Source organism: Alcanivorax sp. DP30 (assembly GCF_009882945.1).
GTDB lineage: Bacteria > Pseudomonadota > Gammaproteobacteria > Pseudomonadales > Alcanivoracaceae > Alcanivorax.
On record NZ_WTUY01000021.1, the window covers coordinates 15,556 to 30,471 of the forward strand.

Below are 14,916 nucleotides of genomic sequence, written 5' to 3' on the forward strand. Positions count from 1 at the left end.
ATCTGTTATTCGATCACCCGGGGAACCAGGAAGCAGCCGTCTTCGGCGGCGGGGGCGATTTCCAGAGCCTTGTCACGAATGTCCGGCTCGCTGACTTTGTCGTCACGCAGGGGCTGCGTCACATCCAGAGGGTGGGCCATGGGGGCCACATCAGTAACGTCAGCCTGCTGCAGCTGGTCGACCATCGCGAGGATGTCGTTGAGGCGGCTGGACAGGGCGTCGCTGTCTGCCTGGTCCACTTTCAGGCGGGCCAGGTGGGCAACCTGGGCTACCACCTTGGAATCAATGGCCATGGTTTTCTCCATATTGGCGCGGTATCGGAGCACTGCCGGCGGGGAGTGCAAAGGGGTGCACTCCGTTATACTGGGCCGGAAAGCCGCAAAAAGTACCATAGACCGCCTATCCGCGACCACTGTCCGGCGGTGAGAAAGGGCGTGCAAGCGTGACGCCATTGCTTGCCCAATGATCGCGCCGTTGCTAGAGTTGCGCCATCTTAGCGATGCCCTGCTTTTTTCCGCCGGGTATCGGATTTTCGCGAAAAATTCAGGAAACTGGCCAGGATGTCCATGATCAAGCGTATTCGGGGGATGTTCTCCACCGATCTCTCCATCGATTTGGGGACCGCTAATACTCTTATTTACGTACGCGGCCGCGGCATCGTGCTGGATGAGCCCTCAGTGGTAGCTATCCGTCATCACGGTGCCCAGAAGAGTGTGGCTGCCGTTGGTGCTGACGCCAAGCGCATGCTGGGCCGTACTCCCGGCAATATTACTGCCATCCGGCCAATGAAAGACGGCGTGATCGCCGATTTCGACGTGACCGAGAAGATGCTCCAGTACTTCATCAAGAAGGTGCACGACACCGGCTTTTTCCCGCCGGCCCCCCGTGTTCTGGTTTGTGTGCCCTGCAAATCTACCCAGGTGGAGCGTCGAGCCATTCAGGATTCTGCCTACGGCGCAGGCGCCCGAGACGTCTATCTGATCGAAGAGCCCATGGCCGCGGCCATTGGTGCGGGTCTGCCGGTGGAAGAGGCACGTGGTTCCATGGTGGTAGATATTGGTGGTGGTACCACTGAAATTGCCCTGATTTCCCTCAACGGCGTGGTGTATTCCGAGTCCGTGCGTATCGGTGGGGATCGCTTCGACGAGGCGATTGTGGCTTTTGTGCGTAAGGAATACGGATCACTGATCGGTGAGTCCACCGCTGAGCGTATCAAGCACGAGATCGGTACCGCTTACCCGGGTGCCGAGATCCGGGAAATTGACGTCCGTGGCCGAAACCTGGCAGAAGGGGTGCCGCGCAGCTTCACCCTCAACTCCGAAGAAATTCTGGAAGCCTTGAAGGAGCCTCTTGCGGCCATCGTTAATGCCGTGAAGAACGCGCTGGAGGCGTCTCCGCCGGAACTGGCCTCTGATATTGCCGAACGAGGTCTGGTGATCACCGGTGGCGGTGCCCTGTTGCGTGATATCGATCGCCTGCTTTCTGAAGAAACCGGCTTGCCGGTGATCATTGCCGACGATCCGCTTACCTGTGTGGCCCGCGGTGGCGGCAAGGCACTGGAGCTGATGGACAGTCAGGGCTTTGACATGCTGGCCATGGGCTGATGTCGGCTCCGGCCAATCCTCTCTATCGTCTGACGATCGCGCTGGTTCTGTCCATCATTGTAATGGTGCTGGACCAGCGCACGCAGTGGGCGGCGCCGGTACGTTATGTGCTCGGTGCTCTGACTGCGCCGGTTCACTACATTGCCCACCTGCCAGTGGACTCGGGGCAATGGCTCACCGAGCAGGCGCAAAGCCGCTCCTCCCTGTTGGAAGAAAACCGCCGTTTGCAGCGAAAATCCCTGATTCTGGAACAGAAGGTCCAGCGTCTTGCTGTGCTTGAGGCGGAGAACGTACGCTTGCGTGAATTGCTGAACTCTTCAGCGGATCTGGATGCCAATGTACTGGTGGCCGAGATCATCGGTCTGGACGCAGATCCGAACCGTCAGGAATTGGTGATCAACAAGGGGAGCGGATCCCAGGTGGTCACCGGCCAGGCTGTGCTGGATGCCCAGGGGCTGATTGGGCAGGTCGTGGAAGCCGGCCCGTTGAGTTCCCGGGTGCTATTGCTGACTGACGCCAGCCACGCCATGAGTGTGCAGGTTAATCGCAATGGTGTCCGTGCGGTGTTGGCGGGAACCGGTCAGGTGGGCGGCTTGCGTCTGCTTTATGTGCCGGACACGGCGGACATTCAGGAAGGAGATCTGCTGGTGAGCACCGGCCTTGGGCAACGTTATCCGCGTGGTTATCCGGTGGCCACCATCACCCGCGTGCGTCATCATTCCGGCGCGGCTTTTGCCGAAATCAGCGCCCGACCCACCGCCAGAATTGACCGGGCCAGCCATGTATTACTGGTTCAGCCTTCCGAACTGCCGGAGCGAAAGCCTCAGGAGGTGACCGATGAGGGATGATCGCCCCGCCGGTACCGGCATTCTGGTTGTGACCTTGTTGCTGGCAGCGTTGCTGGAAGTGATCCCTCTGCCGGAAGCGTTCAACTGGGTCCGACCAGAATGGATGCTCCTGGTGCTGGTCTACTGGGTCCTGTCTCTGCCGCGTCGAGTCGGCGTGCTGTGGGGGTTCTTTGTCGGGTTGTACATGGATGTGCTGACTGGCACCACCTTGGGGCAGTGGGGACTTGGCTTCTCGCTGGGTGCTTTCATCATGTTGCTGGCCTACAAGCGCATGCGTGTGTTTACCGTGTTGCAGCAGTGCGCGGTAATTTTCCTGCTGGTAGGCTCGGTGAGCCTGCTTGCTTATCTGGTGCAGGAAGCGGTCGGGCGCACGCTCTATCCCCCCTACACCATTCTGTATTCCTCCCTGGCCAGCGCCATTGTCTGGCGTCCGGTCTGTGCGCTGCTGCGCTGGGTTCAGTTACGGTTTATTGTACGCTGACCAAGCAATTAATAATTAATAGTGAATAATGAATAAATGATTTATTCATGGCGCGGAGTTTGTCTTTGAGGCCCTTCCGCGCCCGATTCGCGTAGTTATTAATTCTTCATTCTTGATTGTTAACTGTTAATTGACCTTATGACTCTCTACCTTGCTTCTGGTTCGCCTCGCCGTGCCGAGTTGCTGCAGCAAATTGCGGTGCCGTTTACGGTGCTGAAAGCGCCGGACATTGATGAAACACCGCGGAATAATGAATTGCCTCAGGCTTATGTGGAACGGATGGCGAAGGAAAAATCCCGAGTAGGGGAGCAGCGTCGGCAGATGGAAGGTTTGCCTGATGGTGCGGTGCTTGGCGCAGACACGGCCGTGGTGCTGGATAATGCCATTCTGGGTAAACCCAGGGATAGGGATCATGCCATGGAAATGTTGGCGGCTCTGAGTGGTGTCGAACATGAAGTCATGTCCGCGTTGGCGTTAACTTGCGGCAATGCCGTTGAGGTCGCCTGCAGCATTACCCGCGTTCGCTTTCGCGAGCTGGATGAACAGCAGCTGGCCCGCTATGTGGACACTGGTGAAGGGGATGACAAGGCCGGTGGTTACGGTATTCAGGGGCTGGGAGGCGCGCTGGTGGCACAGATATCCGGCAGTTACAGTGGAGTAGTAGGCCTGCCATTGGAGCAGACAGTGGCACTGCTGGAGCAGGTGGGAATTGAATACTGGCGTATCGACTGACTATGGCAAGTAAATCTTTCAAATCATGGCGGCGGCTTTATTTGTCCCTTTGGGGGCTGATGGCGCTGTGCCTGTTGTTGATTGCCGCCTACGTGGTGCTGGCGCGTCAGGCCATGCTGCTGGTGCCGGATTATCGGGAAAGGCTGGAACTGTTCTTTGAAGAGCGGGTGCAGACACCGTTGGTGATCGATGAGTTGGAAGGGAAGATGGAGGGCCTGGTGCCGCAGTTCGTGGCCCGTCGCATCCGTTTGCCGGCACCGGAGGGAGAGTCCCCACTGGTTTTGCAGGAAGTGGTCCTTAGCGTGGATGTGCTGCGCTCCCTGGTGGTGCGGGATCTGGTTCTTAAAGAATTGCGTATTGAGGGTGTGGCGCTGCATCTGGTGCGCGGTGAGGATGGCAAGGTACGACTGCGAGGTCTTGATGTCGTGGACAATTCCTCCAGCGACGAGCCGCCCATCGAGCGTTTTCTGCGTATGTTCTATCGACAGCAACTTCTGACGATCCACAACGCGCAGCTTTCACTCGAGTGGCCGGGTATGCCGCCGCTGGCTGCTTCAAAGCTGGATGCCACCCTGATCAATGACGGCGGCAACCATCTTTTGTCCCTGAATGTGGAAGCCCGTGACCGACCGCTGCGGGTGGAAGCCAAGGCGCATCTTCACAACGATGCTTTCTCCCTGGACGAGGTAAACGCGGATCTCTATTTGCGGGTGCGCGGCCAGCGGCTGGAAGAGTGGCTGCCCACATCCCTGGACTTGCCGCTGTCAGTCAGTGGCTTGCAGGGCAAGCTGGAATTCTGGGGGAGTATGCAGGCCGGGGAACCGCGGCAGGGGCAGATTGCCCTGTCGGTGCCGGCGGTGACCCTCAAGGACGAAACCGCCAGCTGGCCCATGTCCCAGGTGTCGGCCCGGTTGGCGCTGGATCGACAGGCTGAGCGTGCGGTCGTGTCATTGCTGGACCTGTCCGGACAGACGCCGGCTGGCCAGCTGCGGCTGGGAGACATGGCCCTGCAGTGGGAAACCCTTGGAGAAAAGCGCGCCTGGCAATTGCGCACTGGGGATTTGCCGGTGCGAGCCCTGAGTCAGCAGTTCCAGCAGTGGCCTTTCTCTTTGCCGGAAAAGGCAGACAAGGCACGTGAATTGCTCAAGGCCTTGTCGCCACAGGGGGTGGTGGATGGGTTGTATGCTGAGGGCATGGCGCGGGAGCTGGATAAGTTTCAGGCCCGGTTCACCGCGCTGGGCAATCAGGCCAAAGACAAGATTCCCGGTGTATCCCGTCTGAGTGGCTGGGTGTCCGGCAATCTGCAACAGGGTCTGGTGCACGTGTACAGCGATAGCCTTGCGCTGGATTTGCCGCGGCTGTTTGAGCAGCCACTGGCGGGTCAGATGGCGGGGGTGTTTGACTGGCAGCGTCAGGGTGACACCGTGAGGGTGCGTTCCAGCCGGTTGCGGGTGGTCAACGATGATGCCCATGGCGAGGCCATGTTGTCGGTTGAGGCCACCAGGGGACAGGTGCCGGAACTGCGGTTGGCGGCGGAAATCTATGACGGTAATGGGGCCCGGGCCAACCGCTATATTCCTTTGCGACGGTTGCCGGAGGGCCTGGGCAACTGGCTTGGCCAGGCCCTGCAGGATGGGCGCCTCAAACGTGGTCAGCTGCTTTATCAGGGGCCGGTGAAGATTGATCCTGACCGGCAGCAGGATCGCACCTTCCAGATGCGTTATCAGGGAGAGGATGTGGCCCTGTCCATTCTTCCCGACTGGCCCATGGCCCGTAACGTGGATGCGGATGTGTTCATTAACGGCCGTGAAGTCCGAGGTGTGGCTTCGCGGGGAACCCTCTATGGCAGCGAAGTCAGTCAGGTGTTTGTGGATGTCCCGGCGTTCACCACGGAACAGGGACCCCGGCTGATTGTGTCAGGTCAGATCAAGGGGCCGCTGGCAGATCTTGATTCCCTGATTCACGACACCCCCTTGCAGAAGCAGTTGCCCCAGGAATTGCTGGACTGGCGCCTGCAGTCTGGCAGCGTTTCCGGCCGGCTTCTTATGGATTTCCCTTTCAAGCGCGAGCAGGGTGAGAGCCTGACGGTGATTGTGGATGCTCAGGTGGAGCAGGGGGTGCTGGAAAATCCGGGCCGGCGGCTGCTGGTCAGTGATGCGAAAGCGCCGGTGTATTTCCATCTGCGTGATGGGGTGCAGATTCCCGAGTTGCAGGCATCTGTACTTGGCGGCAAGGTCAGTGGTCACTGGAAAACGGAAGGCCCAAGCAGCCGGTTGTCTTTGCAGGGGGCAGTGCCGGTGGAGCAACTGCGCAGCTGGCTGGGCTTTGCCTGGTTGACGCCGGTCAGTGGCGAGATGCCGGTGGAAATGACGCTGGATGTGCCGTGGAAGGACAGCCCATTTGCCTTGCGGGCGCATTCTTCACTCCGGGGGGTGGCGGTGGATGCGCCGGCACCCCTTGGCAAGACTGCCAGGCAGGAAAGCAGTCTTGATGTGGAAATCCGCGGCGAAGGCACTCGGCAAAACCTGTATCTGGACTATGACAACCTTTGGCGCGGCCGTATTGCCCTCGGCCAGACCCCGGTGCGCGGCGATGTGGTGGTCGGGCCTGGCCGCCTGGTGCTGCCGGAGTCCGGCATCAGCCTGCGCGGCGAACTGGCGGAGGCCGATTCTGCCGCCTGGATCGATTTTATTTCTGAACAGATGGTGCCTGCGTTTGACAGCAGTGACAGTGGAGCTTCTGGCGGCGCCTCACAGGCATCGATCAGCAAGGTCAGCCTGCGCGTTGATGCGCTGGACCTGTTTGGCGTGGATGTGGATCACGCCAGCCTGTCAGTGTTGCCTGTGGCTGAAGGATGGGACCTGGCACTCAGTAGCCGTGCCATTGCGGGTTCCGTGAGGATTCCGGAAGGTTTTACCGCCCGCGGTGACAAACCGCTGGCGCTGTCGGTAAGCCGGCTGAATATTGCCATGCCGGCGGAGGGAGAGGGCGATGCGTCTGCGCCGCCAGTATCTCCCTTGCAGTTGCCTCCCATGGATGCGCGTCTCGGCAATCTCATCGTTAATGGTGAGGATTATGGCGAGTGGAAAGGTCGTGTCCGGCCGCTGGCTCAGGGAGTGCGGATCTCTGACCTGGAAGGTCGCTGGCGCTTTTCCGAGATAGAAGGCAGTCTGGACTGGACCGAGCAGGAAGGCGGCAGTGGCAGCCAGTACAGCCGCTTTAGCGGGCTGATCAAGGCTGACAAGCTTGAGCGGGCCCTCAAGGCCTGGGGCATGCCTGAACTGATCGAATCGGAGGATGCCCAGGCCAAGGTGGTACTGGGCTGGCAGGATTGGCCCCTGAATCCGGATTATCTGGCGCTGGATGGCCAGGCGCGGGTGGATATCGGTGAGTGCCGAATTCCGGAAACCGATACCCGAACCTCTTTCTTGCGGGTGCTGGGTGTGCTTAATCTGGGCACTATCCAGCGACGTCTGCGTTTGAATTTTTCTGATCTGTACAAGAAGGGCCTGAGTTGCGACAGCATCACTGGCGACTTCCGGGTGGAAGGGCCGCTGGTTTCCACCAGCAACCTGGCCATTCGCTCTCCCTCGGCGTTGATAGATGTGCAGGGGCAGATCAATCTGGAAAAGGAAACCCTGGATCACCAGATGGAAGTGACGCTGCCGTTGTCCAGTAATCTCTATGCCGGCTGTCTGGCGGGGCCAGCTGCCTGCGCCGGCATCTTTGTGGTGGAGCGGATCTGGGGAGACAAGCTGGATCGCACAGCGACCCTGGAGTATGCCGTGACCGGTACCTGGGCCAACCCGAAAGTGACCGAGACCGAAGGAATATTCGAATGACGCAATCAGTGAAGATCGCGGCCATCCAGATGACCAGCGGCGGGGATCTCAAGGCCAATCTGGACAAGGCCAGCCGGGGCCTGCAGCAAGCGGCGAGACAGGGTGCCGCCCTGGCGGTGCTGCCAGAGAATTTTGCCCAGTACGGTGGCGATTATCGCGACCTTTCTGCTCATTATGACCGGTTGAAAGCGTGGCTTTGCGAGCAGGCGAAAACCCTGGGCATGGCCGTCATTGGCGGCAGTATTCCTGCCATTGAGCGACCGGATGGGACTCCGGTGCCCGCGCCAAGGGTGCGAACCCGAAGCCTGGCCATTGATGAAAAAGGCCGGGTACAGGGGAGCTACGACAAGCTTCACCTGTTTGATGCCCAGGTCAACGATGCTCAGGGGCGATATTGCGAATCGGATGTCTTCGAGCCCGGCGATCAGGCCAAGGTGGTGGATCTGGCCGGGCTGAAGGTGGGGTTGGCAATATGCTACGATTTGCGTTTTCCGGTCCTTGCCCAGCAGCTCGCCCGGGAAGGAGCAGATCTGCTGGTTTATCCCTCTGCCTTTACCGCTGTCACTGGGGCCGCGCACTGGGAGCTGTTGTTAAGAGCCACGGCGGTGCAAAGTGGTTGTTACACTCTGGGTGCCAATCAGTGTGGGCAGCACATGCCACGCAGGGCCAGCTTTGGGCATTCCCTGCTGGCTAATCCCTGGGGCGAGGTGGTGGCCTCGCTGGGCGATGCCGCCGATGTACTTGTTGCCGAGCTGGACCTTGCTACCATGAAGGATCTTCGCCAACGCATTCCGGTGCAGATGCACCAACGACTTCAGATTAAAGGTCCCCGATGAGCGATACCTTGTCCATTGCCGAATCCATCCTGCTGGCGCCTGCCAACCTGCAGACCGGCCAGCTGGAAGCCCTGCTCAACGGCAAGCTGACCGGGCAGGCGGATTATGCCGATATCTATTTTCAGCACAGTCGCCATGAGGGCTGGGTGCTGGAAGACGGTATTGTGCGCGATGCCAGCTTCAGTACCGAACGCGGTGCCGGGGTGCGTATTGTCCAGGGTGACAAGACCGGGTTTGCCTACAGTGATGACATTACCCTGACCGCGCTGCAGCAGGCCAGTGGGGCCGCCCGGGCTATCACCCGGCAGGGGCAGGATCGGCAGATTCGTCTGGCCAGCCGCCAGGCGCCAGTGCGTTATCAGGCACTGGATCCGCTGCATGGCTGGCCGGCAGAACAGAAAGTGGCATTGTTGCAACGGCTGGATGCCCTGGCCCGCTCGCTGGATCCGGCCATTGTGGAAGTGACGGCCAGCCTCAGTGCGGTACAGGATGTGGTCATGGTGGTGGCCAGTGATGGCACTCTGGCGGCGGATGTGCGCCCGCTGATCCGCTGTAATGTGAGCGTGATTGCCGAGCGCAACGGTCGCCGGGAGCGTGGCAGTGCCGGCGGTGGTGGCCGGGTCAGCTATGACTGGCTGCTGCAGGACGACCGGGTAGAACATTGGGCCCGCGAAGCGGTGCGTGGGGCCTTGCTCAATCTGGACGCCGAAGCGGCACCCGCGGGGACCATGCCGGTGGTACTGGGTCCTGGCTGGCCCGGTGTGCTGCTTCACGAAGCCGTGGGGCATGGCCTTGAAGGTGACTTCAATCGAAAGGGCACGTCCATGTTTGCCAAGAAACTGGGGCAGAAAGTGGCCTCCAGCCTGTGTACGGTGGTGGATGACGGTACTCTGGCGGACCGTCGCGGCTCCCTGAACGTAGACGATGAAGGCACCCCCAGTGCCTGTAATACCCTGATCGACAAAGGGGAGCTGGTGGGCTACATGCAGGACAAGACCAATGCGCGTTTGATGGGGGTTGCCCCCACAGGAAATGGGCGACGCGAATCCTATGCGCATTTGCCCATGCCGCGGATGACCAATACCTACATGCTGCCGGGCGAGAGTGATCCGGAAGAGATCGTGGCAAGCCTGGATCGGGGTATCTACGCGGTGAACTTTGCCGGCGGCCAGGTGGATATCACCTCCGGCCGTTTTGTGTTTTCCACCAGCGAAGCCTACCTGGTGGAGAAGGGCAAGATTGTCTGCCCGGTGAAAGGGGCAACCTTGATTGGCAGCGGCGCCGAGGTGATGGACCGCATCTCCATGGTGGGTAACGATCTGGCGCTGGATTCCGGCATTGGGGTGTGCGGAAAGGATGGCCAGTCCGTACCGGTTGGGGTAGGGCAGCCTACCCTGCGTGTGGACGCACTGACTGTAGGGGGAACCGCCTGATGTCCCTGGTGCTGGATACGCTGGCACGGGTGCGCCTGTTTGACGGGCTCAGTGAAGACGAACTGTTGTTGCTGGAAACGCTGGTGTTCGTCAACCGCGTGGCAGCCGGTGAAACCTTGTGCGAGGAAGGTGATCGAAGTGACTTCGTCTGTTTCGTGGTGAGTGGCAGCCTGGATATCGTCAAATCCGATGTGGATGGGGGAGAGGTGGTGATCGCCAATCTTCATGCCGGGGATTCCATGGGCGAAATGGCACTGGTGGACAACGAACCGCGCTCTGCCACCGTGAGGGTGGCGCAAGATGCCACGCTAATCGTGCTGACCCACAAGGGGCTGGACCAGCTACGCAAGCGCAGCCCCAGCGCCGCCACACAGGTAATGGAAAATATTGCCCGGTTGTTATGTATGCACTTGCGCCGCACGTCTTCCCAGCTGGCGCAATTCAAGTTGGCGGCAGGTTGAACTTTCCTTTTCCGGCCTGTCTTGACGGAAACCGCATCATGAACAAGATCGTTGCTCTGCTACTGCCGTTGTGGGTCGCTGCCTGTGATCCGGTGCAGCTCCCCGCCGATATACAACTCCCCGATGGCGCCGTGTATGACGGCGATATAGAAGACAACCTGTTCCACGGTGAAGGCGAGCTCACCTGGCCGGATGGGCGCCAATACCGTGGTGAATTCCAGCAAGGTCTGATGACTGGCCAGGGGCGCCTGGAAGACCGCGATGGCTGTGTCATGGAAGGGGAATTCGTACAGGGCGTACTGCACGGTGAAGGCAGTTATGTCTGTGATGATGCCCGCTACCATGGACGTTTCGAGAAGGGCGAATTGTTCAAGGGCGGTGTGGCCTATCTGGATGACAACACTTACCAGGGAGAATTTCGTCATTTTCAGCCCCATGGGAAGGGGGTGTGGAGCACCGCATCCGGAGAGGAATTTGAAGGTAATTTTATTGATGGCTATCTGGAAAAAGGTACCTACCGCAATCAGGAGGGACTGGTTTACCACGGCGAATTCGACTGGTTCAGTTTTGAAGGAAAGGGCGAACTGACCCGAGCGGATGGCGTGGTGATCAAGGCGCAATTCGAAAACGGTTATGCCGAGGGGAAAGGGGTCAGGATTCGCCCGGGTGACGATGGGCCTGTGGAAGAGAAAGGCTACTTTGTTTCCGGCCGTTATTACCCCAGCAAGCAGGCTTACACTGAGCGTGAGCGTGAGCTGGCATCTGGCATGGAAGCGCGCCTCTACACGGAAGCCAGTCGACTGCAGTCGGTGCTATCGTCGCTGGCTCCGCAGCGTCCGGGAGTTCGCGATGTGTATTTTCTGGCGGTGGGCGGTGACGGCACTGCCGGCGTTTTCAGTCGTGAGGTGGATTGGGTGAGTGAGCGGCTGGGCGGCGTGTTGGATCTCAAACGTCGTCAGGTGAAGCTGGTCAATGGTGGCGGAAACGAGCAGCCCCTGGCCACCCGTACCAGTGTACGAGAAGCCCTGAATGCGCTGGATGGCTTGATGGACCCTGAGGAAGACCTGCTACTGGTACATATCGTCAGCCATGGCACCATGAATGGTGAACTGGTACTGGATGCCCGCAATCTGCATTTGAATAACCTGACGGTGGAAGACGGCAAGCATTGGCTGAATGCCCTGCGGGTGAAGCATCAGTGGGTGGTGATTTCTGCGTGTTATTCCGGGCAGTGGGTGAACGCGCTGGCGGCCCCGCAGCGGGCAGTGTTTTCATCGGCCGCCCAGGATCGCACTTCGTTTGGTTGCAGCGATGATTCCGAACGCACCTGGTTCAGCCGTGCTCTCTATGGTGAAGATATGAGTGCCGGCATTCATGATCCGGATGCCTGGTTTGCGGCGGCCAACGACCGGGTGACCGCCATGGAAGTGGAGCAGGGAATTGGCGAAGACGATCATTCCCTGCCCCAGAAATCCGTGGGCCAGGGTTTTGTGCGCTGGTGGCAAAGCGCTTCGTTGCAAGCCCCGCAGTGAGATCAAGGCTTGAGGCCTGTCTCACCTAAAACCGTTTTGAGAGCGTGCCTGCAAGCGATGGGGAGCTTTCTTCCGAGTCGAAATAATGAGCAGCGCAAACCTTTGCGAAGTGAAAGGGGGTCGTTGCCCGAACGCAATCGGTGTAATCCGGGGCAGGCATGGCCTGCCGCCAGTCCCACAGCAGCAAGGGGCCTGAAACGCCATGGGGGCTGGCGAGTTGTGAGCCAACGCTCCGATCAATAGAGCGGAGCGGTCTTGTCCAGCTGGTTGAGATAGTTCATCAGCTTGCGGCGCTCGCGTTTGAACTTGTCCTTGTCTGCGGTTGTGGCGGACTCCGGATCTGACAGTTTGGCTTTCAGGGCGTTGCGGGTCAGATTGCGCAGTTGCTGGCGGTCACCGTGGGGATACGCCTCAAGAATCTGCTGCAGAGTGGTGTCGGCGTCCCGGGCTTGTTCGCTGGCCGCAATCTGGTCAACCCAGTTGCTGAGCCGTTGTTGGCGAAACGGATCCTTGAGAGTGGCCAGCGCCTGTTCGATCTGGTCGCTGTTGGATTCGCGTACCAGGCGGCCGATGTAAAGGGAGTGACGACGGCGGGCTTCATTACTGGTAATGCGGCGCGCTTCTTCCAGCCCTTTTTTCAGCCCGTCGCTGAGAGGCAGGCGTTGTTGCTCGGTCTGCTTCAGTTCCATCAGCGATTGCCCCAGTTCCTGCAAGGCCAGGTCGTCCCGTTTCTGTTCTGACTTGCTGGTGTACTGGTCGTCGTTATACTCGGTCATCTGATCCAACTATTTATCGTTTAGGTAACGGAAGCACTATTTTATGTCTGATTCCCCCGTAACGACAGCGGTACTCGATGCAGCGCAGCTGCGTCAGGCCGAAGAGACCGCCAGCTGGGTGCTGGAAGAGGGTAAACGCCTGGGCCTGGATGGGGTGGAGGTGAATGTCAGCCTGAGCCAGGGTTTCTCTGTCAATGTGCGTCAGGGGGAAGTGGAAACGGTCGAATTTCACCGGGATCGTGGGGTTTCCCTTACCGTGTTCAAGGGCTTGTGCAAGGGCCACGCGAGCAGTTCTGATGACAACCGTGACAGCCTTCGAGACAGCCTCAAGGCGGCAGCGGCCATTGCCAGCTACACCGAGGCGGATAAATATGCCGGGCTGGCGTCCGCCGCAGAACTGGCCAGGGATATTCCGGATCTGGATTTGTACCACCCCTGGGAAATGGATACGCCCCTTGCCATTGAGGAAGCGCTGGCCTGTGAAACCGTGGCCCGCAACGATAAACGCATCGTCAATTCCGAGGGTGCCTCGGTAAACAGCGGAGCCAGCCTGCGCGTCTTCGCCACCTCCGAAGGCTTCATGCATGGTTACCGCGGCACTCATCATAGCCGCGTTTGCAGTGTGGTGGCGGAAGATGCAGAGGGCATGCAGCGCGATTACTGGTATGACGGCGGTCGCATTGGCTCAACCCTGCAATCCGCTGAAGAGGTCGGCGAACAGGCTCGTTTGCGTACACTTGCCCGTCTCGGGGCGGTCATTCCTGAGACCGGCGAGCTGCCTGTTATCTTTGCGCCGGAGGTGGCTTCCGGTTTGCTGGGGCATCTGGTCTCGGCCATCAGTGGCGGCTCTATCTATCGTCGCAGTTCCTTCCTGCAAGACAGTCTTGGCAAGGCGGTCCTGCCCAAGGGTTTTGTGCTAGGTGAGCAACCGCATTTGCTGGCCGGCAATGCTTCTGCGCCGTTTGATGGCGATGGTCTTCCTACCCGGGCTCAGCACTTTGTGGAAGATGGCATACTCAACCAGTTTGCCCTGAGCCTGTATGCCGGTCGCCGTTTGGGGATGGCCGCAACCGGTAACGGCGGTGGTGTACGCAACCTGCACATTACCAATACCGGTGAGACACTGGAGGCGCTCATGGCCAAGGCGGGCAAGGGCATTCTGGTGACTGAGGTCATGGGACAGGGGGTCAACGTGGTTACCGGGGATTATTCCCGGGGAGCCAGCGGTTTCCTGTTTGAGAATGGTGTCATCACGCAGCCACTTCAGGAATTTACCATTGCCGGGCACCTTGGCGAGATGCTCAAGAGCATTCAGGGCAGTGGCACGGATGTGGATCGGCGCGGCAACATTGCCTGCGGGTCGCTGCTACTTTCACCCATGAAGATCGCCGGGCGTTAACAAACACTTTATTGAGGGGGAAAACATGTCTGAAATGAATCCATACCAACAACCTGCCGCCGATGTGGCGGTGCAGCAAACCGGCGGCGAGTTGGTAATTGGCGAGTCGAAAAAGATCTCTGTTGGCGATGCCATGGGCTGGTTCGGGCAGGGCAAGGCATTGCTGTCCGGAAACTGGGGGCTGGTGATTGGTAGCCTGATTGTCGTCATGTTGCTGAACATGGCGGTGCAATTCATTCCGTTTATCGGCTGGTTGGCGGGTATGTTTCTGATGACGCTGCTTTATGCTGGTCTGGTGAAGATGTTTTTCCGGCTGGATACCGAAGGGAGTGCCGAATTCGGGGATCTGTTTGCGGGTTTCTCTGAAAAAACCGGACCGTTGGTGATTCTGGCCCTGATCCAGCTGGCAGTCTATGTGCTGGTGATCATCGCTGCCGTTGCGGTGATGTTCATGGTCATCGGCCTGGATGCGGACAGCATCAATGCCATGGAAGCCGGCAGAATGCCGGATGCCTCGGGCAGTGGTTTGGCCATCGCCATTGCGGTAAGCCTGATGTTCGTATTGTTTATGGGACTGGGTTTTCTGTTCTATTTCAGCATTCCACTGGTGTTTCTGGGCGACATGGGGCCCGGGGATGCGCTTGGCAAAAGCTTCAAGGCTTGTCTGAAGAATCTGCTGCCACTAATTATTTATGGCATTGTGGCTATGCTTCTTGTGATGGTCGCATCGATTCCGCTGATGCTGGGTCTGTTGTTTGCCATGCCGCTGCTGGCAGGTGCCTACTATGCATCATTCAAGCAGGTGTTTGCGGAGTAGAATCCGCGCGCTGTTACCACCCGGAAAGCCGAAGGAGAACCTTCGGCTTTTTGGGTTCTGGGTAACGAGCTACGAGCTACGAGCTACGAGCTACGAGCTACGAGCTACGAGCTACGAGCTACGAGCTACGAGCTACGAGCTACGAGCTACGAGCT

At 59.1% G+C, this 14,916-nt stretch carries 13 protein-coding genes; 11 read left to right on the plus strand and 2 right to left on the minus strand.

From position 1 onward, the window contains the following. Positions 1 to 5: 5 nt before the first annotated feature. Positions 6 to 293 (minus strand): Asp-tRNA(Asn)/Glu-tRNA(Gln) amidotransferase subunit GatC, encoded by a 288-nt coding sequence (gene gatC, locus GQF00_RS15175; RefSeq protein WP_161320019.1) that lies wholly within the window; start codon positions 291 to 293, stop codon positions 6 to 8. Between the two features lie 273 nt (positions 294 to 566). Here gatC and GQF00_RS15180 point away from each other — a divergent pair, with 273 nt between their 5' ends. From GQF00_RS15180 to GQF00_RS15220, 9 genes are all read left to right on the plus strand, one after another. Beyond that, complete coding sequence (locus GQF00_RS15180; RefSeq protein WP_153502532.1) at positions 567 to 1,604, plus strand: rod shape-determining protein; 1,038 nt, start codon at positions 567 to 569, stop codon at positions 1,602 to 1,604. Continuing rightward, positions 1,604 to 2,452 (plus strand): rod shape-determining protein MreC, encoded by an 849-nt coding sequence (mreC, locus tag GQF00_RS15185; protein ID WP_161320020.1) that lies wholly within the window; start codon positions 1,604 to 1,606, stop codon positions 2,450 to 2,452. Before GQF00_RS15180 ends, mreC begins: the two co-directional genes overlap by 1 nt. Continuing rightward, positions 2,442 to 2,933, plus strand: coding sequence for a rod shape-determining protein MreD (gene mreD, locus GQF00_RS15190; protein ID WP_161320021.1), 492 nt, complete (start codon positions 2,442 to 2,444; stop codon positions 2,931 to 2,933). Before mreC ends, mreD begins: the two co-directional genes overlap by 11 nt. 138 nt (positions 2,934 to 3,071) lie before the next feature. Then, the gene (locus GQF00_RS15195) at positions 3,072 to 3,665 is read left to right on the plus strand and encodes a nucleoside triphosphate pyrophosphatase (protein WP_161320022.1); all 594 of its coding nucleotides are present in this window, start codon (positions 3,072 to 3,074) and stop codon (positions 3,663 to 3,665) included. A gap of 2 nt (positions 3,666 to 3,667) precedes the next feature. Then, entirely contained in the window at positions 3,668 to 7,507 is a 3,840-nt protein-coding gene (locus tag GQF00_RS15200; protein WP_161320023.1) for a YhdP family protein, read from the plus strand. Beyond that, a complete protein-coding gene (locus GQF00_RS15205; RefSeq protein WP_161320024.1) occupies positions 7,504 to 8,343 on the plus strand; it encodes a carbon-nitrogen hydrolase family protein in 840 nt (279 codons plus the stop codon). The genes GQF00_RS15200 and GQF00_RS15205 overlap by 4 nt, the downstream gene beginning before the upstream one ends. After that, entirely contained in the window at positions 8,340 to 9,776 is a 1,437-nt protein-coding gene (gene tldD, locus GQF00_RS15210) for a metalloprotease TldD (RefSeq protein WP_161320025.1), read from the plus strand. Before GQF00_RS15205 ends, tldD begins: the two co-directional genes overlap by 4 nt. Then, entirely contained in the window at positions 9,776 to 10,237 is a 462-nt protein-coding gene (locus GQF00_RS15215) for a Crp/Fnr family transcriptional regulator (protein ID WP_161320026.1), read from the plus strand. The genes tldD and GQF00_RS15215 overlap by 1 nt, the downstream gene beginning before the upstream one ends. 38 nt (positions 10,238 to 10,275) lie before the next feature. Continuing rightward, positions 10,276 to 11,769, plus strand: a complete 1,494-nt coding sequence (locus GQF00_RS15220) for a C13 family peptidase (RefSeq protein ID WP_161320027.1) — start codon at positions 10,276 to 10,278, stop codon at positions 11,767 to 11,769. 236 nt (positions 11,770 to 12,005) lie between these two features. Here the strand turns inward: GQF00_RS15220 and yjgA are convergent, their stop codons facing one another. Then, positions 12,006 to 12,545 carry a ribosome biogenesis factor YjgA gene (gene yjgA, locus GQF00_RS15225; RefSeq protein WP_161320032.1) on the minus strand — a complete coding sequence of 180 codons (540 nt, stop codon included), beginning with the start codon at positions 12,543 to 12,545 and terminating at the stop codon, positions 12,006 to 12,008. A gap of 43 nt (positions 12,546 to 12,588) precedes the next feature. Here yjgA and pmbA point away from each other — a divergent pair, with 43 nt between their 5' ends. Together pmbA and GQF00_RS15235 are read left to right on the plus strand one after the other, a co-directional pair. Continuing rightward, the gene (gene pmbA / locus GQF00_RS15230) at positions 12,589 to 13,944 is read left to right on the plus strand and encodes a metalloprotease PmbA (RefSeq protein WP_161320028.1); all 1,356 of its coding nucleotides are present in this window, start codon (positions 12,589 to 12,591) and stop codon (positions 13,942 to 13,944) included. Positions 13,945 to 13,969: 25 nt separating this feature from the next. Next, on the plus strand, positions 13,970 to 14,761 hold the full coding sequence (locus GQF00_RS15235) for a BPSS1780 family membrane protein (protein ID WP_161320029.1): 792 nt from the start codon (positions 13,970 to 13,972) through the stop codon (positions 14,759 to 14,761). The last annotated feature ends 155 nt before the right edge of the window (positions 14,762 to 14,916 follow it).